The sequence below is a fragment of the Mesorhizobium maamorense genome, from assembly GCF_044998965.1.
In the GTDB taxonomy this organism is placed as follows: Bacteria; Pseudomonadota; Alphaproteobacteria; order Rhizobiales; family Rhizobiaceae; genus Mesorhizobium.
On the sequence record NZ_CP173356.1, the window covers coordinates 3,070,445 to 3,096,224 of the forward strand.

Sequence of the window (25,780 nt, forward strand, 5' to 3'; positions counted from 1 at the left end):
TGCCGACAAGCCGGCCTGACGCCCCGGGGCCAGGAATCCGGTCGGTGCTAGTTCCTCAGCAGCTTGGCCAATCTGGGAATGCCCTCGGTCACCGCGCCGCGGTCGGCCAAGGTGAAGGACAGCCGCAGCGTGTTGCGCCCGGTGCCATCCGCGAAGAAGGCGCTGCCGGGCACGAAGGGGGCGCGCGCTTCCTTTACCGAGCGCGACAGGAGAGGTTCGTGTTTCAAAGCTGGGCTTCGATGGCGGCCTTGTCGATGATGGACCACACGAGCCGGATCTTCGGGCCGCGAAACTCATAGAAGACGTTCTCGGCGAAGGACACTTTCCTGCCGTCTACGGCAAGCCCGAGGAAATTTCCCCTGGGCGTGCAGTCGAACATCAGCCGGCTCGCGACATGAGGCGGATCGCAGACCAGCAGCCGGATATCGAAACGAAGATCCGGAATGTCGTCGAAATCCTTCTCCAGCATCGCGCGGTAGCCGGAGAGACCGATCCGCCTGCCATTGTGGGACACGTCATCGTCGACGAACTGCCCGAGGTTCGGCCAGTCCTGCCGGTTGAGGCAGGCAATGTAGTCGCGGTAGATATCGGAAAGGTCGGTCATGGCGCATGAACCCGCGTTCGTGGACACAAGGCTATTTTGCACCCGCAACAAGTCAGGGCAACCCGGGTTTGTTCGCCGCTGGGGCGATGCACCGTCGTCTGGCCGGCGCCTTAAGCCTTGAGCAGCGCCGCCAGCCGCGGGATGCCCTCGCTCACCGCGCGCTGGTCGGCGAGCGTGAAGGACAGCCGCAGCGTGTTGCGCCCGGTGCCGTCCGCATAAAAGGCATTGCCGGGCACGAAGGCGACACGTGCTTCCTTCACCGAGCGCGCCAGGAGCGCGGTGGCGTCGGCGCCTTCCGGCAGCGTTACCCAGACGAACATGCCGCCTTCCGGGCGGCTCCAGGTCACACCCTTCGGCATGTTGGCTTCAAGCGCCGCAAACAGGCCGTCGCGGCGCTCGCGATAGGCGCCGATCAGCTTTTCGACCTGGGCCTCGAACACCGCTTCGGCCGCCCGGTGCATCACCATCTGGTTGATCGACGGGCTGTGCAGGTCGGAAGCCTGCTTCATCAGCACCAGCTTGTCCACGACATGGCGCGGCGCGCAGACCCAGCCGATGCGCATGCCCGGCGACAGGATCTTCGAGAACGAGCCGCAATAGAGCGTGCGCGCCTTGTCGATGCCGCCGGAGCGCGCGCAGTCGAGCGCCAGGATCGGCGGCACGCCTTCGCCATCATAGCGCAGCGCCCGGTAGGCGGCGTCCTCGACGATGGCGATGTCGAGCTCGCCGGCAAGGTCGAGCACCGCCTCGCGCTGCTGCCTGTCCAGCGTGTTGCCGGTCGGGTTGGCGAAATCCGGCACCAGATAGGCGAACTTGACCCGGCCGCCATTCGCCGCCGCCGCCGCGCGATAGGCATCCGGCGTCATGTTGCCGCCTTCCGGCCGCAGCCGGTCGTAGCGCGGTTCATAGGCGTTGAAGGCTTGCAGCGCGCCGAGATAGGTCGGCCACGTCACCAGTGCGGTGTCGCCGGGCGACAGCAGCAGCTTGCCGATATAATCGAGCGCCTGCTGCGAGCCCGAAGTGATGAAGATGTTGGCTTCCTCGCAGGCGACGCCGAGCTTGCCCATCTGCCCGGCGATCCATCGCCGCAGCGGCAGATAGCCCTCGCTCACCTGGTACTGAAGCGCGGCCCCCGCCTCGCTGCCGCCGAGCACGTCGGCATAGGCGTCGCGGATCGCCTCGGCCGGAAACAGCGCCGGATCGGGAATGCCGCCGGCGAAGGAGATGATGTCCGGCTGGTCGAGCAGCTTCAGCAGCTCGCGGATTTCCGAGGCCTTCATGCGCGAGGAGCGCGACGCCAACAGGTTCATAAGGGTCAAGCACGCCTCCCCGGACGCATCGAATATAGGTCAACTTAGCTGACCTATATCTGGTCTCGCCGCAAATTGAATAGGGCCTGCTAGCCTTCCCGCATGCGCCAGCCGCCCGCCTTAGCGGAAAGCGACGGCCCCGCCTGCGCTACAAGGTCTTCTTGTAGCCGAGATGGGTGCCGGTGAAGCCGAGGCTTTCATAGAAGCGGTGCGCGTCCGCTCTGGTCTTGTCGGTGGTGAGCTGGACGAGGCCGCAACCGCGCGCCCGGCATTGATCAACAGCCCATTCGATCATCAGCCTGCCTATGCCTTCGGAACGGCGGTGCCCGGCGACCCGCACCGCCTCGATCTGACCGCGCCAGGCGCCCTTCCGCGACAGCCCGGCAAGGAAGCTGATCTGCAAGGTGCCGACCACGTCGGCGCCATCGACCGCCACCGCCAGCAACTGGTTGGGGTCGGCATCGATGGCGTTGAAGGCATCGACATAGCCCTGCGCCAGCGGCAGCGAGGCATCCTCTCTGGCCGCGCCAAGCGGATCGTCCGCCAGCATGGCCACGAGGGCAGGCAGGTCGGAGGCCAGGGCCTTGCGGAAGGTGATCATGAGCACGACTTACGGCGACGCGCCGGCGCCGGCAAGGCCGTTGGTTTGGAAGCCCCACCCTATCTTCGTCATCCTAGGGCGAAGCAGGAGCGAAGCTCCGTCGCGGAGACCCTGGGATCCATGCCGTGACATGGGAGCGCCGCTACCGTGCGGAATTTCGATCACCGAGCCCCGCGACATGCCCCGAGTCAAACCCGAGGACGAAGTGGCCAATGGCTACCATCCTGTTCCACGAAACAGCTCGAACCATTCAGGATTGGCCTTTTCGATCAGTTCGACCTTCCATTGCCGCCGCCAGCGCTTGAGCGATTTCTCGCGCTGGATGGCGTCCGTGATATCGAAATACTCCTCGTACCAGACCAGTCGCTGCACGCCATATTGGCTGGTGAGCGCGAACCCTGGCCCGACTTGTGTTCTGGCATACGACGACCGAGATCGTTTGTGACGCCGATGTAAATGGTGCCGGCCTTCTGGCTGGCGGTCATGTAGACATAGCCGGTCATGTGTCGGGGCTATCGGGCCATGCGTTGGGAGAACATCCTGATTCGCTGCATTCTTCGGCAGGTGTCACGGCATGGATCCTAGGGTCTGCGCCGCGTCGCTTCGCTCCTTGCTCCGCCCTAGGATGACGAACCGAGGGAACTTCTTCAACCCCATCCCCATCCTGGTCTTGCCGCACGGCGCCAGCGCCTCCCTCCAACACATTTGCAGCACCCGCCGGCAGCATATAGGAAAAGCCACAAGATGGCATTGGCGTCGGCGCCGGTCCTGGTTTCGCGGAGAGCGGTGTTGAGAGCGTGTGTTCGTCTGTGCCTGTCGCTGGTCGCGGTGCTCGCCTTGCCGCTTGTCGCCCATGCCCAATGGAAGCCGGTCGAGACGATCGAGCCCTACGCCATCTCGGGCCGGACCGGACAGGAGCTCTACCGGTCGATCGGCGAGAACGGACCGCTGATCCGCGGCGCCAAAACGCGCACCATCGCCTACACCAATTTCAAGCTGACCTGGACCAGGGACTACCAGAACAAGGGCCGCGATTGCGTGCTGGCATCGGCCAGGCCGAAGCTGATCATCACCTATGCCTTGCCAAAGCCGTCAGGCTCCCTGCCGCCGGCCGTGCAGAAGAGCTGGGACAGCTTCATCGCCGGCGTCACCGCCCATGAGAAGGTGCATGGCGCCGATATCATCGCCATGGTGCGCAAGATCGAGGCGGCGACCGTCGGCCTCAGCGTTGCCGACGATCCCAAATGCGCCAAGATCCGGACCGAGATGACCAGGCGCCTCTCCGAATTGTCGCGGGCGCAGCGGCAGGCAAGCCGCGATTTCGACCGCGTCGAATTCGGCAATGGCGGCAATTTGCAAAAACTGGTTTTTGGCCTCGTGACCGGTCCCTGAGAGGGAAGGCGCCACCCTCACCGCGTCTGCGCGCTCGCCGCGAGCTCCGCCCGCTTCTCGTCCGACACCACGGCCAGATCCAGCACCTTCTGCAGTTCGGCGGCGTGGCGGAAGGACGGTTCGGCCTGCACGCCGGTCCGCACCGCGTCGGCGAAACGCTGGTAGTTGGTCGCGACCGTGCCGGCGTCGAGCTCTTCCCATATCCCGTCGTCGACATTTTCGCCGAGGCAAGCCTTGAGCGACGAGCCGTCGAGATTGTGTACCACTTCGAGACCGCCTCTGTCGCCATAGATGCGCAGGCGCAATTCGTTGAGATGGCCGGTCGCCCAGCGGCTGGCATGCACCACGCCGAAGGCGCCGTTGGAGAAATCCACCGTCATGGCGAAACTGTCATTGGCGTCGAGCCCGTAGTCGCCGATGCGGTTGCCCGGCGCCTTGTCGAAGGAACGCAGCCGGCAGAACACATGATCGATGCCGAGGGCCGCGCCATAGCTGGCGAAATCGAGGATGTGGATGCCGACATCGCCAAGCACGCCGTTGGAGCCGTGGCCGAGCGACAGCCGCCAGAGCCATTTCGGGTCGCTGCGCCAGTCGCCCCAGAATTTCGACACCAGCCAGCTCTGCAGATAGGACGCCTCGACATGCCGGACCGTGCCGATCTCACCGGCCTGCACCATCCGGCGGGCTTTCTGCAGCGCAGCGACATTGCGGTAGGTGAGGTTCACCATGTTGACGATGCCGGCTTTCTCGGCGGCCTCGGCCATCTCGATCGCCTTGCCGAAATTCTCGGCCAGCGGCTTCTCGCACAGCACCGGCTTGCCGGCCGCGATCAGCTGCATGGTGGTCGGGTGGTGGATGCGGTCCGGCGTGACATTGGCCACGGCGTCGAAAGCGCCCCATTTGAGCGCCTCGTCCAGCGCGGTGAAGCGGTTGGGGATGTTGAAGCCGTCGGCGAATTCGCCGACGCGCGCCGGATCGAGGTCGACGGCCCCGACAATGTCGACGCCATCGATGGCGCTGAATTGCCGTGCATGTTCCTGCGCCATCCAGCCGGTGCCAAGTATCAGAAGCCGCATTTTTCCTCCTTGGTGCGAGATGTCGTCGCGCCAGGCGGGATGCCGGATCCCCTCCGCGGCGCGCGTCGGACAGGCCTCCCCTCCCGGACTCGCCTCAAATAGCGCGAATGATCCCGCCGTCGACGCGGATGTTCTGGCCGGTGATGTAGCCGGCGCCGTCCGAAGCCAGGAAGGCGATGGTCGCGGCGATCTCTTCCGACGTGCCGTAGCGCTGCATCGGCACCGAGTCGCGGCGTTCTTCCGTCGCCGGCAGGCTGTCGATCCAGCCGGGCAGCACATTGTTCATGCGCACATTGTCCGCTGCATAGGTGTTGGCGAAGATCTTGGTGTAGGCGGCGAGGCCGGCGCGGAACACCGCTGAAGTCGGGAACATCGGGGTCGGCTCCACCACCCAGGCGGTCGAGATGTTGATGATGGCGCCGGCCTTCTGCTTGACCATCTGCGGCGCCACGATGCGCACCGGCCGGATGACGTTGAGCAGGTAGACGTCCATGCCGGCGTGCCACTGTTCGTCGGTGATCTCCAGGATCGGCGCGCGCGGCCCGTGGCCGCCGCTGTTGACCAGAACGTCGATGCGGCCATAGTGCTCCAGCGTCAGGTCCGCGAGGCGCCGCAGATCCTCGTTCGACTGGTTGGAACCGGTGACACCGATGCCGCCCAGTTCCTTGGCCAGCGCCTCGCCCTTGCCGGACGAAGACAGGATGGCGACCTTGAACCCGTCCGCCGCCAGCCGCTTGGCCGCTGCCGCCCCCATGCCGCTGCCGCCGGCCACGATGACAGCCACTTTTTCTGAACTCATTGGGTTTTCCTCTCAAGGGTTGGCGGGAGTTGCGGTTCAGCGGTCATATAGCCGGTTTCGTCGGCCGGTTCGAACCAGAAAGGCTGAACCGACCTGCAGAAAAACGCGACGCGCCAACCGCCCTATCCTTCCACCGTCTCCAGCACGCTGAGCAGCGTACCTTCCATGTCGGGTTCGTCGCCGGAGCAGACGCACAGCATTTCGGCGTCGCCGTCGCCCACAGAGAGGTAGGCGTGGCCCATGGTGGAATCGATATAGACGCTCTCGCCCTGTTTCAGCCGCACCGGCGCGTACTGGTCGGTGTGCAGTTCGATCTCGCCCTTGAGCACGATCAAAAATTCCTCGCCGGCATGTTTCGTCAGCGGGCCGAACTCTTCGGGCGTGCGGGCACGCGCATAGGCGTGGATCGGCACCATGCGCTTGCGCACCAGGTCGGTGGCCAGATACCGGTAGTCGTAATTGCGGGTCAGCTGGCGCAGTGTGTTGGACGGTGACGTCACGGAGCGGCGGGTGCGCGCCGCCGGCTGCTTGCGGTCGCCGCTGAGCAGTTCCGTTACATGGATGCCGAGCCCTTCGCAGATCTGCAGCAGCTTGTCGTAGCTCAGCGACATCTGGTCGTTCTCGACCTTGGACAGCGTCGACACCGCGACACCGGTGAGCCTGCTCACCTCCTGGAGGGTCCAGCCATGCGTCTTCCTCAAGCCGCGCAGGCAATCACCCAGCTTCGGTTGCTCCGACATATCAGCTCCATGCCGCGGGATCGCGCCACTCCATCCTAGGTAATTGAACTTCCCGCCGTCATCAACAACGCCAACAATTTTCTTATACGCTAAATATTGACTGGATAAGAAATTATTTTTACGACTGAACGATGCAGTCGAATTCACTCCCGAAAATCGTCGTCATCGGCGGCGGCATTGCCGGCCTCTCGCTTGCCGCCGAGGTGGCGGACTGGGCCGACGTCACCCTCATCGAGCGCGAGAGCCAGCCGGGCTATCATGCCAGCGGCCGCTCGGCCGCCCTGTTCACCGAGACTTATGGCAACCGCCTGGTGCGCGCGCTGACGCTGGCGAGCCGCCGGGCGATCTTCGACGGGGGCTTCGTCGCGCATCAACGTGGCGCGCTGCATGTCGGCCGCGCCGATGACGACGCGGCCGTCGACCGGCTGGCCGGCGAATTGCAGGCCATGGTGCCGAGCGTACGCCGCCTGTCGGCCACTGAGCTGCATGCGCTGGTTCCCGTCCTCGATCCGCAAACCACATGCGGCGGTGTCCATGAACCGGGTGCGGTGGACGTCGATACCGGCAAGATGCTTGCGGCCTGCGCTTCGGCACTGAAGGCCAGGGGCGGCATCATGCGCACGAGCGAAGAGGTGCGCGCGATCGCGCGCGCCGGCAATGGCCTGCGCGTCGCCACCAGTGCCGGCGCCTATCCCGCCGACATCGTCGTCAACGCCGCCGGCGCCTGGGTCGATGTCGTGGCCGGCCTGGCGGGGCTCACCGGCCTCGGCTTCCAGCCCAAGCGGCGCACCGCCTTCCTGTTCGACCCGCCCGCGGGCGCCGACATTGCCAGCTGGCCGCTGGTGGTCGATCTGCACGAACAATTCTACTTCAAGCCAGACGCCGGCAGGCTGATCGGCTCGCTGGCCGACGAAACCGATTCCGAGCCTTGCGACGCCTGGCCGGAAGACATTGACGTCGCCATCGCCGTCGACCGCATCGAGCAGGCGACGTCCATGCGCATAGGCCGCCCGTCAACGCCCTGGGCCGGCCTGCGCACCTTCGCGCCAGACCGCACGCCGGTCGCCGGCTTCGACCCGCGCCTGCCCGGCTTCTTCTGGCTCGGCGGCCAGGGCGGCTACGGTTTCCAGGTGTCGCTGACATTGGCGAGGCTCGGCTCGGCGCTGATGCGCGGCCACCCCTTGCCCGACGATGTCACCGCGCTTGGCGTCACCGCCGCGGGGCTGGCGCCAGACCGCTTCCTGGCGCCGGCGGCGACCCCATGAATTTCATGCCCTTCCCTCAACCAGAAAAAGCGTCATCAGGAGCGTTTGCGATGAAATCCACCGTTCTGCGCACAGTGCTTGGCTCGACCCTTCTGGCCTCGTCCGTCCTTCTCGGCGGGCAGGCTCATGCCAAGACGCTCGTCTATTGCTCGGAGGCCAATCCCGAGACCTTCAACCCGGCGATCGGCATCGCCGACTCCACCATGGATGCGGCCGCCAAGACGATCTTCAACCGGCTGGTCGAGTTCAAGCCGGGCACGACCGAAGTCGGACCGGCGCTGGCCGAGAGCTGGGATGTCTCGCCGGACGGCAAGACCTACACATTCCACCTGCGCCAAGGCGTGAAATTCCAGTCGAACGAGCATTTCACGCCGACGCGCGAGTTCAACGCGGACGACGTCCTTTACACGTTCAACCGCCAGCGCGACGCCAACAATCCCTACCACAAGCTCGGCGGCGGCTCTTACGAATACTTCAACGCGCTGGGCATGGGCACGCTGATCGACAAAATAGACAAGGTCGACGATTACACCGTGCGCTTCACGCTGACGGCCCCCAACGTCACCTTCCTGGCCGGGCTGGCGCTCGACTACCTCTCGATCTTGTCGCTGGAGCAGACCGAAAAGATGGTGGCCGCCGGCACGCCGGAGCTAATCGACAGCCAGCCGGTCGGGACCGGCCCGTTCATGCTCGATGCCTATGTGCCCGACAGCCAGGTGCGCTATGCCGCCAACAAGGATTACTGGCGCGGCGCGCCGAAGATCGACACGCTGGTCTTCGCCGTCACGCCCGAGCCGACCACCCGCGTCGAGCGCCTCAAGGCCAATGAATGCCAGGTGGCGGCCCCGCCTCCGCCCAGTGCCGTCGCCGAATTGCGCGCCGATCCAGACATTACGGTCCTCGACCTCAAGGGCCAGAATATCGGCATCCTCGGCTTCAACGTCGAACATCAGCCGCTGGGCGATGTCCGCGTGCGCACCGCGCTTGCCAAGGCCGTCGATCGCAAGGCAATCGTCGATGCCGTCTATGCCGGCGCCGGCACCGTTGCCGGCAGCGTCGTGCCGCCGGCGCAGCTCGGCGCCGTTACCGATGCCGGCATCGACTACGATCCCGACGGCGCGAAGAAACTGCTGAAGGAAGCAGGCCACGAAAGCGGTCTCAAGATCAGCCTGTGGGCGATGCCGGTGTCGCGCCCCTACAACCCCAACGCCAAGCGCATGGCCGAGATGATCCAGGCCGACTGGGCGAAGGTCGGCGTGCAGTCCGAGATCGTCAGCTTCGAATGGGGCGAATATCTCAAGCGCACCGCAGCGGGCGAGCAGGACGCTTTCCTGCTCGGCGGCAGCAGCGACAATGGCGATCCCGACAACATGCTGAGCTATCTCCTGTCCTGCGACGGCGTGAAGGGTGGCTCGAACCGCTCGCGCTGGTGCGACAAGGATTTCGAGAAGCTGCTGGATGAAGGCCGCGTCGCCGCCGACCCGAAAGAACGCGCCGCGATCTACGGCAGGGCGCAGGCAATCCTGAAGGCCGAGGTGCCGGTGGCGCCGATCGCCCATTCGCTGGTGGCGATCCCGATCCGCAAGAGCGTGCTCAACTACATCCTCGACCCCTTCGGCCGGCAGAATTTCGCCGCGGTCGATGTGGCTGAGTGAGGGCAGGCGCTCCCTGTCCTTCCCCCTTATGGGGGAAGGTGGATCGGCGCGCAGCGCCGAGACGGATGAGGGGTGTTCCAGCGGAATGAGACGTTGGTGTTCCCTGGAGCACCCCTCATCCGACCTCGCTTCGCGAGGCCACCTTCTCCCACAGGGGGAGAAGGAAAAAAGAAAGCGATATCAATGCCGAAAGACCTGACCTCCCTCCTCAACAGCTACCTCGCCGACGGCGCGGTGGGTGCCTCGCTGGCCTATTCGACAGGCGCCGCGCCAATCGCCCTCACCGCGGGCCTAGCCGATCGCGCACATGGCACATCAGTCACACCGGACCAGTTGTTCAAGATCGGCAGCTGCACCAAGACCTTCGTCGCCGCCGCCCTGGTCAAGCTCGCCGAAACCGGCAAGCTCGAGCTCGGCGCGCCGATCTCCTCCTGGTTCCCGGATCTGCCGGGCGCAGGGAATATTTCGGTGCGCCAGCTGATCAACCATCGCAGCGGCCTGCCGGAATTCGAATATTACATACCGATGGATCCGGGCCGGCAATGGACGCCGCAGCAGCTGGTCGACATCGCCTTCGCCTCCGACAAACAGAAGGCACCGGGCGGACCCGCTGTCTACAACAACACCGGCTATGTGTTGGCCGGCATGGTGATCGAGGCCGTCACCGGCCAGTCGCTCGGCGCCTATGTCAGAAGCGCGGTCCTGCGGCCGCTCGCCCTGGAAAACAGCTGGTCGCCAGCCACCGAAGCATTCCCGGAAAGGTCGATGGTGCGCGGCTACTACCACCGGCCGCCGCTGGCGCCGGGCGCACCGACAGACATCGCTTCCGGCGGCGAGATGTGGCGCATGAACGGCGTGCTGCCCTACTCCGACGAATTGCAGGATTCTTCCGATTCCTTCCCATTCGGCGCCGCCTATGGCTGCGGCGACATGGTGTCGACGCCGTCCGACATGGTGAGCTTCATGCGCAGCCTGTTCTCCGGCAAGCTCTTGTCGCCGCCTTTCTTCGCCGAGATGTTCGGACGCCGCGTGCCGGCGAGCTTCCCGGGCACCCGCATGCGCGAGACCGGCGCCGGCATGTTCCAGAGCGCCTATGCCGACCGCGCCTTCTACGGCCATCAGGGCAGCATTCCGGGCTATGTCGCGGTCATGCTGCATGATCCGGCGACCGGTCTTACCATCGCCATGACCAGCAATGTCGGCTCCGGCAACCGCCTGTCCTTCCAGGCCAGCGGCCTGCATCCCGTGGTGGATCAGGCGATCCGGATCATTCTGGAGCAGCCAAGCCGGGCAGCATCTGGCTGAGCACGCGATCTCGCAGAAGAACGTGGTGGAAGACGGCCGCCGCGGCGTGCAGGCCGGCCAGCCACATGAGGATGTCGCCAAGCGTGCCGTGGATTTCCGCCAGCGAAGCGCCGACGTCCCATGGGGCGAAAAGCGGACCGATCGGACCGAAGCCGTACACCGTGACCGGATGGCCGCCAAACCATGCGCCGAGCATGGCGGTCACCGGCACAGCGAACATCAACGCGTAGAGCGCCCAATGTACCGCCTTCGACCCGACATACATCCAGGCGGGCATGGACGGAGCATCGGGAATGCGATCGAACAGCCGCCAGGCCAGGCGGATCACCAGCAGCCAGAAAACCGCGAAGCCGAGCGATTCATGAAGCAGCAGCATCGAGGCCCTGGGCGCTGAATAAACGCGCGTAGGAGGGCCGCCTGCCGAGACCAGGAAGGCGATGAGCACGAGCAGTGCCGTCAACCAGTGGAATGCCTGGGCAAGGCTTCCGTAGCGAGTTGTGGTACCGGACAGTGACATGCAGGAACTCCGCGGCAGTTGCACAAGGCTCCCCGCGCCAGGCCGAATTTGCCTTTATTTAGCTGCGCCTCGAGTGAGAACGATTTATGGCGGAGCAGGTCGGGTCGGCTTGTCGCACCGGCTGCACAGCCAAGGCGCTTGAGACCCTTCAGGTTTTCGACCAAAACACCGCCGCCGCCGCCGCGACGATCTCCGCATTGTCCAGCGCCACCTTTCCATCGGGAAGCGTCCTGCCGTCTTCCAGTCCGACCCGCGTCGACCAGCGCCTTCGACGCGCGAGCTCCACGAACGGCCAGACCGTGGCATCGGCGCCGTGCAGCAGGATCGGCCGCCGCACCCCGGCGCGGTCCAGCGCGGCGGCGATGCCGTGCGCGTCGGCGAGTGCGGTGGGCAATTCCTGTATGTCGATCTCGATCAGGATGCGCAGCACCCGGTCGTGATCGGCAAGACTGACGAACCGCTCGGTATCTTCCGTTGTGGCAAGGCCGGCCTCGATGCCGACGCCGCGCTGGCGCAAAAGCTCCATCACGCCGGGCGCGTCGGCCTCCGAAAGATTGACCGAGGCATAATCGGGCAGTTCGCGCCAGCCGGCGATCGCCGCGCGGGTGCGCTCGACGTCATTCTCGATCCAGGCGCCTGTCGACACGCCGATCAGCGTGCCGGGACAGGCCCGGCGCACCGCCAGCACGATCGCGTCCACGGCGGCCAGGCTCTCGCGCCCGTCCACGCCGCGCGGATGGATGTGCAGCTCGGCCGCGCCCGCGGCGATGCAGGCGGCCGCATCGCTCGCCATCGCCTGCGCCGTCAGCGGCAATTTCGGATGAAAATCGCGCGGTCGTGCGCCATTGATGCAGGCCTGGACGATCATGGCTGCCATCCTCGGACAAGGGAGCCAGCACTCTAGCTGCGTGGCAAGGCATGGCAAAGAGTTGGGCGTTGTCTCTCCTGACAACGGCCGGTGAGACTGCCGATCTCCCCTTGTGGAGGAGATCGGCAGTTCCACTGCCTCGCTTTATCGGAATCCCGGCATTTGAATAAAATCCGCCTGTGGATATTTACCCTGTGTTCCGCCAGACCGGCCAAGATATATTAGGGCGAGGTAATGGAGGGATCATTGACCAGCGATTTTTCAGCCGCCCGGGTGCATCTCGAACGCGCCTATCACTATTTGCGCGGCGATGACGAGACAAGCCGCTCGGCATGCGAAGCCCTCGACCTGCTGATCGAAGCGGTCGCGGAGGCGCAGCACAGGCGATCGGAGGCAGAGGTGTTGGAGTTTCCGCGATCGGCACGGTTCGCCGACCGCCAGTGATCGTCCCGCCACGCCCGGCCGACCGCCCGGAGCCGTTCCAGGGGCCGTGCTTAACAGCTCTTCGGGATTGCCTAATACAGCTCTTCGGGATTGCCTAATGGAGTGTTGGAGTGGCTCGGCGATTCTGGCGGGCGGCTTGCCCGCTTCAGGCGCGCCGCCTGTCGGGCGTTCCGGCCGTCGCGCGCGAAACGATCGCCTCCAGCGGCTCGGGACGATGCAGAAAGAAGCCCTGGCCGTAGGCGACCCCCATGTCCTGGAGCATGGCTAGCGTATCGTGCCGTTCGATCTTTTCGGCCACCACGGCGAAGTCGAGGCTCCTGGCAATGCCGGTCATCGCCAGCACGATCTCGCGGTCGAAGCGGCTGTCGGTGATATGTTCGATGAACGAGCCGTCGATCTTGATCGCATCGACGGGAAAGCGCCTGAGATACTCGAACGAGCTCATGCCGGCGCCGAAATCGTCGAGGCTGACCCGGCAGCGTCGCTCGCGCGCCTTGCGCACGAAGTCCTCCGCGGCATCGAAATTGGTGACGGCCGCGGTTTCGGTGATCTCGAATCCGATGCCGGAATGCGGCGCACCGGTTTCCTCGATGGTGTTGTCGACGAAATCCCACAGCCCCGGATCGCTCAATGTCTGAGCCGACAGGTTGAAGCCCAGCGTCAGCGCCCCGGCACGCAGCGCCGGTCCGTGCCGCAACAGCGCCGTGCGAATGATCCAGCGGTCGAGTTTCGAGGCGATGCCGAAACGCTCGGCCACCGGGATGAATTCGCTCGGCGGCACCAGCCGCCCGTTGCGCGCGGCGAGCCTCGCCAGCACTTCGACGTGCCGGCACTCTTGCCATGGCTTTCCCAGGAGATGGATTTCCTGGCCGAACAGTTTCAGCCGCCCGTCGTCCATGGCATCGACGGTGTCGGCTGCGATGCGCGCCGCATTGAGGCCGGCGGCCCCAGATCGCGCCGCGGCCGAAAACACCGCGAAGCGGTTGCGCCCCGCCGCCTTGGCCGCGTAGCAGGCGTCGTCGGCGCAAGCCAGCGCATCGGCCACGGTGGTCGTGGCATCATCGATGAACGCGATGCCGATCGAGGCCGCCAGTCGGCGCGATGACGCGGCCGGGCCGAGATCGGCCTCGCGCACTGCCCCAAGCACGGCGCCGGCGATCCGCTCGGCCTGCACCGCGTCGCAATGCGGCACCAGCAGCGCGAACTCGTCGCCGCCCAGGCGCGCCGCATGCGCCGACGGCGGCAGGCAGCCGCGTATGCCCCCCGCGACGCTCTTCAGCGCCAGGTCGCCGGCGGCATGCCCGGCGAAGTCGTTGAGCGCCTTGAAGTAATCAAGATCGACATAGAACACCGCCAGCGGCGCTCCCGCCGCGATATGCTCGCCAAGCAGCCTGTCGAAGGCGGCGCGGTTCCACAGGCCGGTCAGCGCGTCGTGGCGGGCGGCATAGGCCAGTTCCTGTTCGCGCAGCTTGTCCTCGGTGATGTCGCGCACCGTGCCGAGGATCTGGCCGGCGGCACCGGCGGCGGCGACGAAACGCACCAGCGATTCGACATGACGGATCTCGCCGTCGCGCCTGATGATGCGGTATTGCGCGGCAATGACGCCGTCAGTTTCCAGCGGCGCCCTGTGGGCGCGTTCGGCCGCCTGCTTGTCATCGGGATGCAGGTAGCTGTGCCATAGGTCTGCCGTCACCTCGTCGGTAACGGCGACAAGGCCGAAAATTTCCCTGGTGCGGGAATCCCAATAGCTTTTGTTGCTGGCGATGTCGTAGTGCCAGATGCCGGTGCCGCTGGCCGCGAGCGCCAGGCGGAAGCGGATGTTGACCTGTTCCAGCGCGGCCTCTGCCGCCTTCTGTTTCGAAATATCGGTCTGCACGCCCATCAGCCGGATCGGTTGGCCGTCGCGGTCGCGTTCGACGATGCCGCCGCGGTCGAGCACCCAGACCCAGTGGCCTTGCTTGTGCCGGAGCCTGAGCTCGGTCTCGATGGTGTCGGTCAGGCCGGCGATGTGACGGTCGCCGCTGGCCAGCGCCTGCTCGCGATCGTCGGGATGGGTAAGCCGCAGCCAGAGGTCGCTGCTGTTGGCAAGCTCGCTTTCGTCATAGCCCAGCATCCGCGCCCAGGTGGCGGAATAGAAACACTCGCCTGTCCGAAGGTCCCAGTCCCAGACGCCAAGTTGGGCGCGCTCCAGGGCCTTCTCCCAGAACGTTCCATTACGGCTTTTCTTGTCCTGACCCGCCATCTTCCGTTTCGTCCAACCCCGCCGGGGGCAATCTGCGGCAAAACCAGAGAAGAAAGCGTTACCACGCCGGTGGCTCCGCCGCGTTCCTCGCTTGCGGTCCCGACTTTCGATTGGCGGGCAAGAAGCGGAGTTTGCCCGCCCGCCGATCCTCCTAGTGTTTGCGCGGGGTCGCCGCCCGCCCTGGCGATCTCGTGCAAACACAAGAGGACTTTTCCCATGACCAAACAGGAAGACAACAAGGCCGTCGTCGTTAGATGGTTCACTGATTTCTGGGGTGAAACCTGCGATCTTTCCGTCGTCGACGCCATCGCCGCGTCCGACATGCTGCTCAAATATTCGCTGCATGAACCGCGCCGCGGCCGCGAGGACATCAAGGCCTTCATGACCGATTTCCGCGCTGCCTTCCCGGACCTCAACTTCTGGGCCACCGCCGACCTCATCGCCGAAGGCGACTATGTCGTCGGCCAGTGGGAAGGCGGCGGCACCCATGCCGGTCCGGCCTTCAGCGATTTCCTCGTCGGTTCGCTGCCCGCCGCCACCGGCCGTACCATGCGCTTCACCGGCACCACGGTGCTGAAGGTGATCGAGGGCAGGATCGTCGAGGAGATCGGCCTCGACGACGGCGTCGCGGCGCTGACCCAGCTCGGCCTGATCAAGGCGGCTTGAATGAGAGGGACCATCGCCGTCCAGGCAGTGGTCCCTCTCGATTGCACGTGCGTGACGAAAGGCCTCTTGGCAGCAACCCAACACAGGGCCAGCACCGCCATCGACCTCAGCCCGTATTTGAATACAATACTACACTATTGAGTATTATATTGGAAACCAGACACCATTACGGATGCAACAAGATATTAATACGTTGCCGCCAGAACAATCATAACAAGTTCGAAAGCTGGCGGGACCTCCCTGATGAGTGGGCACACCGGAACACAGGGCGGCGATCTCCGATCGGTTTCCACTGTTGATCTTGGCGTGGCGACAACCAGAAGCAGCTGGCTGCTGACGGGCCTGTGCCTGGTCTGCGTCGCGACGGCGCTTTGCCTGCGGCCTGAGCGATATCTTCTGCTGTCCATAAAGTACTTCGGGACATTCCTCGGCTTGCTGCCGGTGCTGCTGGTGGTTGGCCTCGGGTTGACGGCGTTGGTGTATGGCGGGCCCAGGCCGACAAGATTCATGGTGCACATACTCAAGGAACGCGGGCCGGCGGCCGCGCGGGTCGTCTTGCTATTCTTTCTCGGCATCATCGCTTTCACGACGTTCAGGATCACCATACCGGAGATCGTGCCTTACTATGCCGATCCCATGCTGGCCGACCTCGATCGTTGGCTGCACGGCGTCGATCCTTGGGTATGGACGCACGGCATCGTTTCAGAGCCCGCCTCCATGCTGGTTTTCAAAGCCTATATGTCTTGGTGGTTCATGCAATGGCTTGGCGTCGTGCTCTTCGTCGCCTTCTGGAACAGTCCCGCCCGGCGCATCCGCTATCTCTGGGCGTTCGCGCTCACCATGATGTTGTGTGGCACCGTTCTTCCAATCATGCTGTCATCCAGCGGGCCGATATTCTACGACCGGTTCTATGGCGGCAGCCGATTTGCCGGGGTGCTCGCAGCGCTGATGGCAGACCCGTATGCCTTGCCGGTGCGGTTCGCCGCCAGCTATCTGCTCGATGCACACGACAGCGGCAGCTCCGCGCTGGGCAGCGGCATCACAGCAATGCCGAGCATGCATGTCGCCATCGTCACGCTCAATGCCTTCTTCCTCACCGGCTTTGGTCGCCGCTGGGCCGTTGCCGGCTGGTCGTTCGCCGCACTCATCCTGTTCGGCTCGGTCTATACCGGCTGGCACTATGCCGTGGACGGCTACCTGTCGATCCTCGTGGTCTCTCTGCTCTGGTACCTGACCGGACGCTTCGTTCTACGGGCATCGGGGCAGCAGGCTACCGACGTGGCCCAACAGACTTCCGATACGGGATTGGCGGCCCCCAATCCCGCGCCGCGATAACGGCCGGAGCGGACAGCGTCGGGCCAGGCGGCCTTCACCGCCTGGCTTCATTGCTTACTGGCTGGGTGCCGCCGCGTGTTCGCACGACACTTTCGGGTTCATGTCGGCGAAGATGCCGGTCGGGTTGCCCTTCCAGGCCCAGACATGCAGCTCGTAGAATTCGCCCAGGCCGTAACGGTTGGGCGCACTGTTGAAGTTGAACAATTGGCCGTCCAGCGACGCCGCCCCCTTGGCGGTGATGTATTCGACCGCCACCAGCTTCAGTGTGCCGTCGGCCATCGGCTCGTACATCACGGCCTCGGGACGGGCGATGTCGATCTTGTCGTCCTTCAGGTACTGGCCGTTGACATAGTGAATGCCCATCGCGCCGCCGGTGATGCCGCTGGCGCAGGGAATGGGCGCATAGCCTTCGTCCGTGGCGACCTTGACGTCGAGGAACCGGCCGTTCGCCGCCCGCACCTTACCGGCCAGTGGATTCGCGCCGGATGTAAATGCGACCTCGTCCTGATGGGCCTGGGCGAAAGTGGCGCAGACGGCCAGCATAGCCCCCGCCATGAGAAGCCCGTTGTGGAATTTGCGTATCATGTTCATTCCATTCTTCTTGAAAAGGCCCAGCGCGCCGGCCGCCGGAAATACGGAGGCGCGGCAGGCAAGCGCCGTGATTGTCGTTGCTCGGAGCACCCGCAAGCGATGCGACGGATGGAGGAAAGCTTCATCCCTTCGGCAGATACGGGATCGTCCCCGCCAGGTCGGTGTTGTCGATCATCTGGAAGCGGCTGTCGCTGCCATCCTGGCGGGCCGAGACGAAGGGCGCGTAGGCCGGATCGTTGGCGAAGGCGCGCGCCGCCGCTTCCGACGGGAATGCCATCAGCGCGATCAGAGTGGTGTCGAGCGGCTTGCCTTCAAGCGTCTTCACATTGCCGCTGCGCGACAGATACTTGCCGCCATGCTTGTGGACGAGGTCGTGCACCGATGCGGCGTAGGCCGGCATCCACTGCGGGTTCTTCACCTTGATGTCTGCAATGACGTATGTGGTCATGGTCTTCTCCCTGTTACGGCGCACAGGGGGATCCCCGCGGCCGGTCAAAGGGCTCGCATGGCAGGGCCGGCGCCGGCCAGTCCGCGATCTGTACCGGGCCGGTACAGTTTCCGTACTGGCCGCTTCCTTCATGAAGGCCTAATGTTCAGCCCAGTTTCGAGGGAGGACGTCGGATCATGGCCCAGCACGGATACAAGCAGTTCTGCCCGCTATCGATGGCCGCCGAGGTGCTGTGCACCCGCTGGACGATGGTGCTGATGCGCGAATTGGTGGCGGGTTCGACCCGTTTCAACGACCTGCGCCGCGGCGTTCCCAAAATGTCGCCCAGCCTTCTGTCGCAACGGCTGAAGGAGCTCGAGCTCGCCGGGATCGTCGAGCGCAAGGAGGTGCCGGGCGAGAAGGGCATCTCCGAATACCGGCTGACGGAGGCCGGCCGGGATTTGCGCCCCGTCGTCGAGGCGATGGGCTTTTGGGGACAGAAATGGGTCGAGTCCCGGCTGTCCCTCAAGAACCTCGATCCGTCGCTGCTGATGTGGGACATGCGGCGCAATCTGAACCCCTCGCCGCTGCCCGACGGGCGCACCGTGATACAATTCCTGTACCAGGAGCTGCCGGCGTCCAAACGGTCGTGGTGGCTGATTGTCGAAAAGCATGGCGAGGTCGATCTGTGCTGGTACGATCCGGGCTTCGATATCGACCTCTACGTCTCGACCGACCTGCACACGATGACGGCGATCTGGATGGGATTGATGACCGTCGAGAAGGCCGGCGCGAAGGTCGCCTTGACCGGCGATCAGCACATCGCAAGGAAGATGCAGACCTGGCTCGGCCTCAGCCCGTTCGCGGTCGAGCCCAAACGGGCGGCGTAGAAACGAGGGCTCGGGGAACAGCGATCGGGCACCGGGAGCGGCGGCTTTCGCCTTTCGCGACAGGTTGAATGTGTGAGTGAATAACCTTCAACGGGATTTGGGTGCTTCGATAGGGTAGTGCTTATCCTCATGAGCGTCGATCAAGGTCGCGAGAACATCAAACCGGTAATCGCCAAGAGAGCCGATTTCCGGCTCGTTCTCGAAGTATTGGATGATTTCGGCAATCGCCCGATCGTAATCGGCTTCGGTCTTAAGGGGTCGAATGTTTTCCATCACACCTTCTCCGGATCAATCTTGTCATATCCTTTGTGTGTCCCGACGAATAGGCTCGCGTCCACCTCTCAATTGGCAGGAAACGGGTGGCGACGCGGGTCGTCTGCGGCTTCAATGCCGGCCATGTTCATCACCCTTGCCAAGTATCTCAAACCCGCGCCGCTGCCGGTCGCCGACGATCCGCGCTGGACGCAAGTCGTGGCGCGCGACAAATCGGCCGATGGCAGCTTCTGGTATTCGGTGGCCACGACCGGCGTCTATTGCCGGCCCTCCTGCCCGTCGCGGCGCGCCAACCCGAAGAACGTGCAGCTCCACGACACGCTGGACGAGGCCAGGGCAACCGGCTTTCGCGCCTGCCGGCGCTGCAATCCCGACGGACCTTCGCTCGAGGCCGGCAACGCCGCGATGGTGGCCGAGGCCTGCCGCAGGATCGAACAGAGCGAGGAAGAACCGTCGCTCGGTGAACTGGCCGCCGCCGCCGGCCGCAGCGCCGGCTATTTCCACCGCACCTTCAAGGCCGTTACCGGCCTGACGCCGAAGGACTACGCGGCCGCCCGGCGCGCCGAAAGGGTGCGCCGGGGCCTGGAAGACGGCGCCAGCGTGACAGCGGCGATTTACGATGCCGGCTTCAATTCGAGCGGACGCTTCTATGAGAAGTCGGCCGGCATGCTCGGCATGACGCCGACGCGCTACCGCGCCGGCGGCGCCAGCGAGGAGATCCGCTTCGCCGTCGGCGAATGCTCGCTCGGCGCCATCCTTGTCGCATCGAGCAGGAAGGGCGTCGCCGCGATCCTGCTCGGCGACGACCCGGACGCGCTGGTGCGCGACCTGCAGGACCGTTTCCCCAAGGCGCGCCTGATCGGCGCCGACCGCGATTATGAGGCGCTCGTCGCCCGCGTCGTCGGTTTCGTCGAGGCTCCAAGGCTTGGTCTCGACCTGCCGCTCGACCTGCGCGGCACCGCGTTCCGGCAGCGCGTCTGGCAGGCCCTGCGGGACATCCCGGCCGGCCGCACCGTCTCCTATGCCGAGATAGCAGGGCGCATCGGCGCGCCGAAGGCGACCCGCGCCGTTGCCGGCGCCTGCGCCGCCAACGCGCTCGCGGTCGCCATTCCCTGCCACCGCGTGATCCGCAAGGACGGCGCCCTGTCCGGCTACGCCTGGGGCGCGGAGCGCAAGCGCGCGCTGCTCGGCCGCGAGGCCTGAGGAGGAGCGGCAATGGGCGCGATGGCAAGGTCTTCCACCACCGATGCGGACATTGGGATCCCCCATCGCGGCGCCGTCAGACGCGCCAAAGATGCGCGGTCGCTGGTGATGGCTGCGCTCGGGGAGCTTGTCGAGAGCGGCAAGGCCGAGTGGAGCCGTGGCGCGACCGGCGAGATCGAACTGCGGCTGTTATCAGGCGAGGTTTTTTTGCTTGGCGAGGTTGCTGTCATTCGTATCGCATAAATCAGCGCTCTACGGCGCCCCCCTCTGTCCTGCCGGACATCTCCCCCACTTGGGGGGAGATTGGCTGTCACAACCGCCTTCGCCAATCTACGACGTTGCAGGAATGAGTGGGGCGCCGAAATTGCCAATCTCCCCCTCGTGGGGGAGATGTCCGGCAGGACAGAGGGGGGCGCCGTAGGGTACTTACCTCCGCACCGTTCCGGAAATTGAATTTGAAAGCAAGCATCGGAGTGAGGAACGGAAGGCACGCGGCTAGGGTTCAGGCACACGGAAGGAGTGAAGCAATGAACCTCATGCAAACCCACACGCCGGCGACAGCCTCCGGCGCCGACACCATCACCTACGCCATCGCCCAATCCGCGATCGGCAAAATCCTCGCCGCGCGCGGTTCCCTCGGCGTCTGCGCCATCCTGATCGGCGACGACGCAGAGGCGCTGGCGCAGGACCTCGCCAGCCGCTTTCCCGGCAAGATGCTGGTCGAGAACGAGACCGCCTTGCATGACGATCTCGCAGCGATAGCATGTTTCATCGAAACGCCCGCCGCCGGCCTGGACCTGCCGCTCGACATCAGCCGCGGCACGCCGTTCCAGCAAAAAGTTTGGGGCGAGCTTCGCAGCATCCGCCGCGGCGCAACCATCACCTACGCCGCCCTTGCCCAGCGTCTCGGCCAATCGAACGGCGCCCGCGCCGTGGCGACGGCCTGCGCCGCTAACGCGATCGCGCTCGGCATTCCCTGCCACCGCGTCGTCCGCGCCGACGGCACGCCCTCCGGCTACCGCTGGGGCACTGAGCGCAAGCACGCTTTGCTCGACAAAGAGGCCGCGATATGAACGCCCATGCCAAGGTTGCGGCATCGGTGGTGAAAGCCGCCGAGGAACGCGTTGCCGCTTACGACTGGCCAGCCCTAGCCGCCGAACTCGACGGCTTCGGCTGTGCGGTGATGGAAAAGCTGCTCACGCCGCAGGAGTGCCGACAACTCGCCGGGCTCTATCCACATGAAGAACATTTCCGCAGCCATATCCACATGGCCAGGCACGGCTTCGGCAAGGGCGAATACCGCTATTTCCGCTACCCTTTGCCGGACCTGATCGGCGGGCTGCGCACGGCGCTCTATCCCAGGCTGGCCGAGGTCGCCAACCTGTGGAACGAACGCATGGGCATCGCCACGCGCTATCCCGAAACGCATGCCGCCTTTCTCGAACAGTGCCACGCCGCCGGCCAGGTCAGGCCGACGCCACTTCTGCTGCAATATGTGCCCGGCGACTTCAACTGCCTGCACCAGGACCTCTATGGCGACCTCGCCTTTCCGCTGCAGGTGGCGGTTCTGCTTTCAGAACCCAGCGAGGATTTCACCGGCGGCGAGTTCGCCCTGACCGAACAGCGGCCGCGCATGCAGAGCCGGGTGGAAGTGGTGCCCTTGCGCCAGGGCGATGCCGTCTCCTTCGCCGTCCACAATCGGCCGGTGCAGGGCACCAAGGGCAATTACCGCGTCAATCTGCGCCACGGCGTCAGCCGCCTGCGCTCGGGCATGCGGCACACGGTGGGCATCATTTTTCATGATGCGAAGTGAATTGGTGAGGCCAAGGTGTTGACCAAGAGTAGATCGAGGCGCGTGTTCCCTTCGCCCCTGGGGGCTAAGGCACAACCGCGCTTGGTGCTGCATCGCCGACTGCCATGCCCAAGCTCAACGGCAGGCATGATATCAGTGCAATGCCTTTCGATTAGCCGGCCGGCGCGTAGCGGCTCACCACCATGCCGCAGGCATAGGATTTCGAGCCGAGCAGCCGCAGCCTGCCGAACCCGCCTTGGTCGAAGATCCGGCGGCCGGCGCCCAGCACGGCCGGGTTGATGAACAGCTGGAACTCGTCGACCAGCCTGGCCGCGATCAGCGCCGAGGCGAAGCCGGCGCCGCCGAACACCGCGATGTCGCCCCCTCACCCCTCTTCAGCAAGTCGACCTCCCGCGGCAGGTCGCCGCTGACCACTGTCGTGCCCTCCCATCGCGAGGCCTTGAGCCTGTCGCTCGGCACCACCTTCCTCGCCTCGACGATGCGCTGGGCGAAAGCATAGAACGGGTCGCGCGGATATCTCTTCGCCGCATTGCCCCAATGGGTGAGGTAGCCTTCCTCGGCCATCTTGCGGCTCAAGAGGATGGTATCGATGCCGGCGAAGACGGCGTTGAAGTCCCGCTTCAGCTCCTCGTCCCAGGCGCTGTCGTCGCCCCATTCCCAGAGCTGCCAGCGATGATCCCCGGCGGCGCCGACAAAACCGTCGACCGACATCTGCATCTGGAGGATCAGCTTTTTCATTATGGTTCTCCCAGTCAAGGGCCGAGCGGCTCGTTTTACCCGTCCGGCCGGCACGGTTGCCGATGGTTTACATTTGGAACTATTGACCTGAGATGAAAACGATGTCAATAGTAAAGCGATTTAAAAATGGAACCATACACATGTCGACACGGGACCGGTCTGGCTGCCCCATCAACCTGTCGCTCGAACTGCTCGGCGACCGGTGGACGCTGCTCATCATCCGCGACCTGGTCTTCGCCGGAAAAAAGCACTTTCGCGAATTCCTGCAATCCGATGAGGGCATTTCCTCGCGTACGCTGGCCGAGCGCCTCCAGACATTGCAGGACGAAGGCATCCTCACCCGCAGCGGTGATCCCTCGCATGGGCTGAAGGCGATCTATCGCCTGACCGAGGCCGGCATCGACCTTGTGCCCGTGCTGGCCACGCTCGGCGCCTGGGGCAGCAAGCACCGCAAGGCCGACGATGATCTGGCAAGGATCGCCGATAAGCTCGCTGCCGACGGCGAGCCGGCGCTGGAGCGCCTCAAGCAGGCGCTGCGGGCGGAGCATCTCGGTTGATGGATGTCGCCAAGGCGGCCTCGGGGACAACGACCCGCACAGGCAACGCGCGTTAGAAAGTGCGTCACGGCCCTCTGTTCGGAATAGCGCAAAAACAAGCAATTGGAACGGTTGCGTGATGCATTGCAGCACGCCGGCGACGAGCTATGGCGTGCGCAATATGTCGGCGCCCGCCTGCTCATCGAACAGCACGGCGCAGCCGCACTGCAGCGCGACTTCACTCAGCGCATTCGCGACCGTTTCGTCGGCCGAGACGAAATCGCCGGTCAGCACCCGCAATTCCTCCACGGCCTTGGCCATCGAAACCAGCCGCCCCGCGGCGCGGTCGGTCGAGCAGGCGTTGACGACGCAAACCAGATCGATCATTTCAAAGTTGCCCATGCCAGCCTCCGCACGCGGCGCCCTTCGGCCGTCAACGCGATTGTGAGCGACAATGTTCCGGCGGATCGCGACCTCGCTTGACAGCGAGCAATGTTTGTTCTCTTTATGTTCCATACTCTACAACGTCGCGAGGAACCGGGGATGGAGCCCACCATCCTGCATGCCGATCTCGACGCTTTCTACGCCTCGGTCGAGCAGCTTCTCGACCCGTCGCTGCGCGGCAAGCCGATCGCGGTCGGCGGCGGCGTCGTGCTCGCCGCCTCCTACGAAGCCCGCGCCTTCGGCGTGCGCGGCGGCATGCCGGGGCGCAAGGCGCGCGAGCTCTGCCCGCAGTTGATCTTCGTCGGCGGAAATTTCCGCGACTACCAGCGGCTCGGCGACGCCGCGATGAAAGTGCTCGACGATTTCACGCCGCTGGTCGAGCGCATCTCCATCGACGAGGCCTTCGCCGATGTCGCCGGTTGCACGCATCTGTTCGGCCAGCCGCGGGAGATCGCCTCGACCATTCGCCGCCGCGTGCGAAGCGAACTCGGCCTGCCGATCTCGATCGGCGTGGCGCGCACCAAGCACCTGGCCAAGATCGCCTCGCAGGTGGCCAAGCCCGATGGGCTGGTGGTGGTCGAGCCCGGCACCGAGATCGCCTTCCTGCATGACCTGCCGGTCTCCCTGATGTGGGGCGTCGGCCCGGCGACCAGCGCGCGGCTGGCCGAGATCGGCGTCCAGAATCGGCGAACTGGCCAGGACGCACAGCGGCGCGCTGGCGCGGCTGCTCGGCCCTGCCGCCGGCGAAAAGCTTGCCGCCTTGTCGTGGAACCGCGATCCGCGCAAATTGGAAACACGTCGCCGCGCCCATTCGGCCGGTGCCCAGTCGGCGCTTGGCCGCAAGCCGGCACTGGAATGCGTCTACATCCCCGTCCTGCTGCATCTGGCCGACCGGGTCGCCAGCCGGCTGCGCGCCAAGGCGCGCCTCGGCCGCACGGTGACGGTGCGCGTGCGCTTCGCCGACCTCAGCGCCGTCACCCGCTCGATCACGCTCGACCAGCCGATCTCGGCGACGGTGATGCTGGCCGAGATCGCGACAGACCTGGTGCGGGGCGTGCTTGCCGATCATCCGCATGACAGGACGATTTCGCTGCTGGCGATCTCGGTCTCGCATCTGGAGGAAAGTGCCGAATTGCAGCTCGAACTGCCGCTCGGCCTCGCCGACGAAAAGCGCCGCCCCGGCACCAGGAAGGGCCTCGCACGCTTCGGCGCCGACCGCGCCATCGACAAGATCCGCGAGCGCTTCGGCAAACAGGCCGTCGGCTACGGCATCATGGCGCTGGAGGCGGCCCGCTCCGTGCCCGACGAGTTCAGGGAATTGGCGCAGAAGGAATTGTAAGCGGGAATGGCTGTCTGCGCTCCTCGAATGGCACACACCAGTTGGCTTCAGAGCCGCATCGTGCCGAAGACCCGATCCCAGAACAGCGACGTCACGCCGAAATTGACATTTTCGTCGACATGATGATGCAGCGCGTGGCGGCGCTTCAGCGTGTAGAGATAGCTCGGATGAGTGGGATGCCAGTGATGGATCACATGGTGGATGCTGACGTACCATAGGTAGCCCAGCATCAGCCCGCAGCTCGCCGCGCTGGCGACCGCGAAATCCGAGACCATCCATACGGGAAAGAACGCGACAAGCGCATGCACGCCGAGGCTGAGCCAGGTCGGCGTGCCCACCGGACTGCGCTCCTCGACATGATGGCGGGCGTGCAGATCCCTGATCCAGGGAATGTGGTGAAGGACGAAGCGGTGCATGACGTATTCGATCAGCGTCCACAGACACAGGCACGCCAGCGCCGTCGCCAGCCAGCCCGGCGCGCTCTCTTCGCCGGCCTCGATAAGCCCGGCCACAGCCAGCAGGGCGATCGCCAGGGGGTAAACCACGAAGTCGCTGTAGTATCCAATGAGACCGAGTTCCATCGGAGCAAGCCTTCAACGCCGAACAAGCGACAGATTGCCGAATGCGCGGGCGGGGAGCAACGCGGATGCGCCTGACATAGCGTCGCAATCACCTCGCGCAAGGTCGGCGGCAACGATTTGGAAGCC

Annotated in this window: 30 protein-coding genes and 2 pseudogenes; 14 read left to right on the plus strand and 18 right to left on the minus strand. The window is 64.9% G+C overall.

The annotated features are described in order from the left end of the window. Positions 1-47: 47 nt before the first annotated feature. From ACIU1A_RS15610 to ACIU1A_RS15630, 5 genes and pseudogenes are all read right to left on the minus strand, one after another. Complete coding sequence (locus ACIU1A_RS15610) at positions 48-227, minus strand: hypothetical protein (protein WP_404927673.1); 180 nt, start codon at positions 225-227, stop codon at positions 48-50. Continuing rightward, positions 224-604 (minus strand): ester cyclase, encoded by a 381-nt coding sequence (locus ACIU1A_RS15615; RefSeq protein ID WP_404927674.1) that lies wholly within the window; start codon positions 602-604, stop codon positions 224-226. The genes ACIU1A_RS15610 and ACIU1A_RS15615 overlap by 4 nt, the downstream gene beginning before the upstream one ends. Positions 605-714: 110 nt before the next feature. Further along, positions 715-1,914, minus strand: a complete 1,200-nt coding sequence (locus ACIU1A_RS15620; RefSeq protein ID WP_404927930.1) for a PLP-dependent aminotransferase family protein — start codon at positions 1,912-1,914, stop codon at positions 715-717. Between the two features lie 148 nt (positions 1,915-2,062). Next, the gene (locus tag ACIU1A_RS15625) at positions 2,063-2,515 is read right to left on the minus strand and encodes a GNAT family N-acetyltransferase (RefSeq protein WP_140500024.1); all 453 of its coding nucleotides are present in this window, start codon (positions 2,513-2,515) and stop codon (positions 2,063-2,065) included. A 216-nt stretch (positions 2,516-2,731) separates the two neighbouring features. Further along, positions 2,732-3,018: pseudogene (locus tag ACIU1A_RS15630) on the minus strand (GIY-YIG nuclease family protein). A 241-nt stretch (positions 3,019-3,259) separates the two neighbouring features. Here ACIU1A_RS15630 and ACIU1A_RS15635 point away from each other — a divergent pair. Continuing rightward, a complete protein-coding gene (locus tag ACIU1A_RS15635) occupies positions 3,260-3,907 on the plus strand; it encodes a DUF922 domain-containing Zn-dependent protease (protein WP_140898897.1) in 648 nt (215 codons plus the stop codon). A gap of 17 nt (positions 3,908-3,924) precedes the next feature. On the opposite strand, the gene ACIU1A_RS15640 is transcribed toward ACIU1A_RS15635, so the two are convergent. The 3 genes from ACIU1A_RS15640 to ACIU1A_RS15650 all read right to left on the minus strand — a co-directional run bounded on the left by ACIU1A_RS15640 (position 3,925) and on the right by ACIU1A_RS15650 (position 6,522). Beyond that, positions 3,925-4,983, minus strand: coding sequence for a Gfo/Idh/MocA family protein (locus tag ACIU1A_RS15640; RefSeq protein WP_140557858.1), 1,059 nt, complete (start codon positions 4,981-4,983; stop codon positions 3,925-3,927). A 94-nt stretch (positions 4,984-5,077) separates the two neighbouring features. Continuing rightward, entirely contained in the window at positions 5,078-5,782 is a 705-nt protein-coding gene (locus ACIU1A_RS15645) for an SDR family oxidoreductase (RefSeq protein ID WP_404927676.1), read from the minus strand. 122 nt (positions 5,783-5,904) lie between these two features. After that, positions 5,905-6,522, minus strand: a complete 618-nt coding sequence (locus tag ACIU1A_RS15650; protein WP_140516014.1) for a helix-turn-helix domain-containing protein — start codon at positions 6,520-6,522, stop codon at positions 5,905-5,907. A gap of 131 nt (positions 6,523-6,653) precedes the next feature. On the opposite strand from ACIU1A_RS15650, the gene ACIU1A_RS15655 reads away from it, so the two are divergent. From ACIU1A_RS15655 to ACIU1A_RS15665, 3 genes are all read left to right on the plus strand, one after another. Next, entirely contained in the window at positions 6,654-7,787 is a 1,134-nt protein-coding gene (locus ACIU1A_RS15655) for an NAD(P)/FAD-dependent oxidoreductase (protein ID WP_404927677.1), read from the plus strand. A 50-nt stretch (positions 7,788-7,837) separates the two neighbouring features. Beyond that, the gene (locus tag ACIU1A_RS15660; protein ID WP_404927678.1) at positions 7,838-9,442 is read left to right on the plus strand and encodes an ABC transporter substrate-binding protein; all 1,605 of its coding nucleotides are present in this window, start codon (positions 7,838-7,840) and stop codon (positions 9,440-9,442) included. Between the two features lie 183 nt (positions 9,443-9,625). Further along, positions 9,626-10,747 (plus strand): serine hydrolase domain-containing protein, encoded by a 1,122-nt coding sequence (locus ACIU1A_RS15665; protein WP_404927679.1) that lies wholly within the window; start codon positions 9,626-9,628, stop codon positions 10,745-10,747. Here the strand turns inward: ACIU1A_RS15665 and ACIU1A_RS15670 are convergent. Both ACIU1A_RS15670 and ACIU1A_RS15675 read right to left on the minus strand, forming a co-directional pair. Then, positions 10,710-11,264 (minus strand): cytochrome b, encoded by a 555-nt coding sequence (locus ACIU1A_RS15670; RefSeq protein WP_140500038.1) that lies wholly within the window; start codon positions 11,262-11,264, stop codon positions 10,710-10,712. The genes ACIU1A_RS15665 and ACIU1A_RS15670 overlap by 38 nt on opposite strands. 148 nt (positions 11,265-11,412) lie before the next feature. Further along, on the minus strand, positions 11,413-12,132 hold the full coding sequence (locus ACIU1A_RS15675; RefSeq protein ID WP_404927680.1) for a 3-keto-5-aminohexanoate cleavage protein: 720 nt from the start codon (positions 12,130-12,132) through the stop codon (positions 11,413-11,415). A 246-nt stretch (positions 12,133-12,378) separates the two neighbouring features. Between ACIU1A_RS15675 and ACIU1A_RS15680 the strand changes: the two genes are divergently transcribed. Beyond that, positions 12,379-12,576, plus strand: a complete 198-nt coding sequence (locus ACIU1A_RS15680) for a hypothetical protein (protein ID WP_181165267.1) — start codon at positions 12,379-12,381, stop codon at positions 12,574-12,576. Between the two features lie 145 nt (positions 12,577-12,721). Here the strand turns inward: ACIU1A_RS15680 and ACIU1A_RS15685 are convergent, their stop codons facing one another. Next, entirely contained in the window at positions 12,722-14,818 is a 2,097-nt protein-coding gene (locus ACIU1A_RS15685; RefSeq protein ID WP_404927681.1) for an EAL domain-containing protein, read from the minus strand. A gap of 216 nt (positions 14,819-15,034) precedes the next feature. On the opposite strand from ACIU1A_RS15685, the gene ACIU1A_RS15690 reads away from it, so the two are divergent. Continuing rightward, a complete protein-coding gene (locus ACIU1A_RS15690) occupies positions 15,035-15,484 on the plus strand; it encodes an ester cyclase (protein ID WP_404927682.1) in 450 nt (149 codons plus the stop codon). Between the two features lie 243 nt (positions 15,485-15,727). Next, complete coding sequence (locus ACIU1A_RS15695) at positions 15,728-16,819, plus strand: phosphatase PAP2 family protein (protein WP_404927683.1); 1,092 nt, start codon at positions 15,728-15,730, stop codon at positions 16,817-16,819. A 54-nt stretch (positions 16,820-16,873) separates the two neighbouring features. Here ACIU1A_RS15695 and ACIU1A_RS15700 read toward each other — a convergent pair whose 3' ends face one another. Beyond that, a complete protein-coding gene (locus tag ACIU1A_RS15700) occupies positions 16,874-17,404 on the minus strand; it encodes a hypothetical protein (RefSeq protein ID WP_404927931.1) in 531 nt (176 codons plus the stop codon). A 127-nt stretch (positions 17,405-17,531) separates the two neighbouring features. Further along, positions 17,532-17,858, minus strand: coding sequence for a DUF1330 domain-containing protein (locus ACIU1A_RS15705; protein ID WP_140500048.1), 327 nt, complete (start codon positions 17,856-17,858; stop codon positions 17,532-17,534). Positions 17,859-18,034: 176 nt separating this feature from the next. Between ACIU1A_RS15705 and ACIU1A_RS15710 the strand changes: the two genes are divergently transcribed. Then, positions 18,035-18,727: a winged helix-turn-helix transcriptional regulator gene (locus ACIU1A_RS15710; RefSeq protein ID WP_404927684.1), complete on the plus strand. Its 693-nt coding sequence runs from the start codon at positions 18,035-18,037 to the stop codon at positions 18,725-18,727. An 87-nt stretch (positions 18,728-18,814) separates the two neighbouring features. Here ACIU1A_RS15710 and ACIU1A_RS15715 read toward each other — a convergent pair whose 3' ends face one another. Further along, entirely contained in the window at positions 18,815-19,000 is a 186-nt protein-coding gene (locus ACIU1A_RS15715; protein WP_404927685.1) for a transcriptional regulator, read from the minus strand. Between the two features lie 123 nt (positions 19,001-19,123). Between ACIU1A_RS15715 and ada the strand changes: the two genes are divergently transcribed. The 4 genes from ada (at position 19,124) to ACIU1A_RS15735 (ending at position 22,016) form a co-directional block, all read left to right on the plus strand. Then, positions 19,124-20,203, plus strand: coding sequence for a bifunctional DNA-binding transcriptional regulator/O6-methylguanine-DNA methyltransferase Ada (gene ada, locus ACIU1A_RS15720; RefSeq protein ID WP_181165265.1), 1,080 nt, complete (start codon positions 19,124-19,126; stop codon positions 20,201-20,203). 12 nt (positions 20,204-20,215) lie between these two features. Next, entirely contained in the window at positions 20,216-20,446 is a 231-nt protein-coding gene (locus tag ACIU1A_RS15725; protein WP_140500055.1) for a hypothetical protein, read from the plus strand. Positions 20,447-20,730: 284 nt separating this feature from the next. Continuing rightward, positions 20,731-21,276 carry a methylated-DNA--[protein]-cysteine S-methyltransferase gene (locus ACIU1A_RS15730; protein ID WP_404927686.1) on the plus strand — a complete coding sequence of 182 codons (546 nt, stop codon included), beginning with the start codon at positions 20,731-20,733 and terminating at the stop codon, positions 21,274-21,276. After that, positions 21,273-22,016: a 2OG-Fe(II) oxygenase gene (locus ACIU1A_RS15735; RefSeq protein WP_404927687.1), complete on the plus strand. Its 744-nt coding sequence runs from the start codon at positions 21,273-21,275 to the stop codon at positions 22,014-22,016. The genes ACIU1A_RS15730 and ACIU1A_RS15735 overlap by 4 nt, the downstream gene beginning before the upstream one ends. 151 nt (positions 22,017-22,167) lie before the next feature. Here the strand turns inward: ACIU1A_RS15735 and ACIU1A_RS15740 are convergent, their stop codons facing one another. Both ACIU1A_RS15740 and ACIU1A_RS15745 read right to left on the minus strand, forming a co-directional pair. Next, on the minus strand, positions 22,168-22,365 hold the full coding sequence (locus tag ACIU1A_RS15740; RefSeq protein ID WP_404927688.1) for a dihydrofolate reductase family protein: 198 nt from the start codon (positions 22,363-22,365) through the stop codon (positions 22,168-22,170). After that, positions 22,332-22,754: a dihydrofolate reductase family protein gene (locus tag ACIU1A_RS15745; protein ID WP_404927689.1), complete on the minus strand. Its 423-nt coding sequence runs from the start codon at positions 22,752-22,754 to the stop codon at positions 22,332-22,334. The genes ACIU1A_RS15740 and ACIU1A_RS15745 overlap by 34 nt, the downstream gene beginning before the upstream one ends. A gap of 140 nt (positions 22,755-22,894) precedes the next feature. On the opposite strand from ACIU1A_RS15745, the gene ACIU1A_RS15750 reads away from it, so the two are divergent. Then, on the plus strand, positions 22,895-23,311 hold the full coding sequence (locus ACIU1A_RS15750; RefSeq protein WP_140516034.1) for a helix-turn-helix domain-containing protein: 417 nt from the start codon (positions 22,895-22,897) through the stop codon (positions 23,309-23,311). 144 nt (positions 23,312-23,455) lie between these two features. On the opposite strand, the gene ACIU1A_RS15755 is transcribed toward ACIU1A_RS15750, so the two are convergent. After that, positions 23,456-23,692 (minus strand): hypothetical protein, encoded by a 237-nt coding sequence (locus tag ACIU1A_RS15755; RefSeq protein ID WP_140500063.1) that lies wholly within the window; start codon positions 23,690-23,692, stop codon positions 23,456-23,458. A 141-nt stretch (positions 23,693-23,833) separates the two neighbouring features. Between ACIU1A_RS15755 and dinB the strand changes: the two are divergent. Next, positions 23,834-25,073, plus strand: a pseudogene (gene dinB / locus ACIU1A_RS15760) (DNA polymerase IV). Between the two features lie 47 nt (positions 25,074-25,120). On the opposite strand, the gene ACIU1A_RS15765 reads toward dinB, so the two are convergent. After that, complete coding sequence (locus tag ACIU1A_RS15765; protein WP_140500066.1) at positions 25,121-25,654, minus strand: sterol desaturase family protein; 534 nt, start codon at positions 25,652-25,654, stop codon at positions 25,121-25,123. Between the last annotated feature and the right edge of the window lie 126 nt (positions 25,655-25,780).

Bases quoted from the DNA above. Each gene is read 5' to 3' on its own strand.
- ACIU1A_RS15620 (WP_404927930.1), bottom strand. From the start codon at position 1,914: ATGAACCTGTTGGCGTCGCGCTCCTCGCGCATGAAGGCCTCGGAAATC.
- ada (WP_181165265.1), top strand. From the start codon at position 19,124: ATGTTCATCACCCTTGCCAAGTATCTCAAACCCGCGCCGCTGCCGGTC.
- ACIU1A_RS15655 (WP_404927677.1), top strand. From the start codon at position 6,654: ATGCAGTCGAATTCACTCCCGAAAATCGTCGTCATCGGCGGCGGCATT.
- ACIU1A_RS15765 (WP_140500066.1), bottom strand. From the start codon at position 25,654: ATGGAACTCGGTCTCATTGGATACTACAGCGACTTCGTGGTTTACCCC.
- ACIU1A_RS15705 (WP_140500048.1), bottom strand. From the start codon at position 17,858: ATGACCACATACGTCATTGCAGACATCAAGGTGAAGAACCCGCAGTGG.
- ACIU1A_RS15640 (WP_140557858.1), bottom strand. From the start codon at position 4,983: ATGCGGCTTCTGATACTTGGCACCGGCTGGATGGCGCAGGAACATGCA.
- ACIU1A_RS15675 (WP_404927680.1), bottom strand. From the start codon at position 12,132: ATGATCGTCCAGGCCTGCATCAATGGCGCACGACCGCGCGATTTTCAT.
- ACIU1A_RS15695 (WP_404927683.1), top strand. From the start codon at position 15,728: ATGAGTGGGCACACCGGAACACAGGGCGGCGATCTCCGATCGGTTTCC.
- ACIU1A_RS15685 (WP_404927681.1), bottom strand. From the start codon at position 14,818: ATGGCGGGTCAGGACAAGAAAAGCCGTAATGGAACGTTCTGGGAGAAG.
- ACIU1A_RS15650 (WP_140516014.1), bottom strand. From the start codon at position 6,522: ATGTCGGAGCAACCGAAGCTGGGTGATTGCCTGCGCGGCTTGAGGAAG.
- ACIU1A_RS15730 (WP_404927686.1), top strand. From the start codon at position 20,731: ATGAACCTCATGCAAACCCACACGCCGGCGACAGCCTCCGGCGCCGAC.
- ACIU1A_RS15635 (WP_140898897.1), top strand. From the start codon at position 3,260: ATGGCATTGGCGTCGGCGCCGGTCCTGGTTTCGCGGAGAGCGGTGTTG.
- ACIU1A_RS15625 (WP_140500024.1), bottom strand. From the start codon at position 2,515: ATGATCACCTTCCGCAAGGCCCTGGCCTCCGACCTGCCTGCCCTCGTG.
- ACIU1A_RS15715 (WP_404927685.1), bottom strand. From the start codon at position 19,000: ATGGAAAACATTCGACCCCTTAAGACCGAAGCCGATTACGATCGGGCG.
- ACIU1A_RS15725 (WP_140500055.1), top strand. From the start codon at position 20,216: ATGGGCGCGATGGCAAGGTCTTCCACCACCGATGCGGACATTGGGATC.
- ACIU1A_RS15700 (WP_404927931.1), bottom strand. From the start codon at position 17,404: ATGATACGCAAATTCCACAACGGGCTTCTCATGGCGGGGGCTATGCTG.
- ACIU1A_RS15670 (WP_140500038.1), bottom strand. From the start codon at position 11,264: ATGTCACTGTCCGGTACCACAACTCGCTACGGAAGCCTTGCCCAGGCA.
- ACIU1A_RS15745 (WP_404927689.1), bottom strand. From the start codon at position 22,754: ATGAAAAAGCTGATCCTCCAGATGCAGATGTCGGTCGACGGTTTTGTC.
- ACIU1A_RS15755 (WP_140500063.1), bottom strand. From the start codon at position 23,692: ATGGGCAACTTTGAAATGATCGATCTGGTTTGCGTCGTCAACGCCTGC.
- ACIU1A_RS15750 (WP_140516034.1), top strand. From the start codon at position 22,895: ATGTCGACACGGGACCGGTCTGGCTGCCCCATCAACCTGTCGCTCGAA.
- ACIU1A_RS15660 (WP_404927678.1), top strand. From the start codon at position 7,838: ATGAAATCCACCGTTCTGCGCACAGTGCTTGGCTCGACCCTTCTGGCC.
- ACIU1A_RS15690 (WP_404927682.1), top strand. From the start codon at position 15,035: ATGACCAAACAGGAAGACAACAAGGCCGTCGTCGTTAGATGGTTCACT.
- ACIU1A_RS15645 (WP_404927676.1), bottom strand. From the start codon at position 5,782: ATGAGTTCAGAAAAAGTGGCTGTCATCGTGGCCGGCGGCAGCGGCATG.
- ACIU1A_RS15665 (WP_404927679.1), top strand. From the start codon at position 9,626: ATGCCGAAAGACCTGACCTCCCTCCTCAACAGCTACCTCGCCGACGGC.
- ACIU1A_RS15615 (WP_404927674.1), bottom strand. From the start codon at position 604: ATGACCGACCTTTCCGATATCTACCGCGACTACATTGCCTGCCTCAAC.
- ACIU1A_RS15710 (WP_404927684.1), top strand. From the start codon at position 18,035: ATGGCCCAGCACGGATACAAGCAGTTCTGCCCGCTATCGATGGCCGCC.
- ACIU1A_RS15735 (WP_404927687.1), top strand. From the start codon at position 21,273: ATGAACGCCCATGCCAAGGTTGCGGCATCGGTGGTGAAAGCCGCCGAG.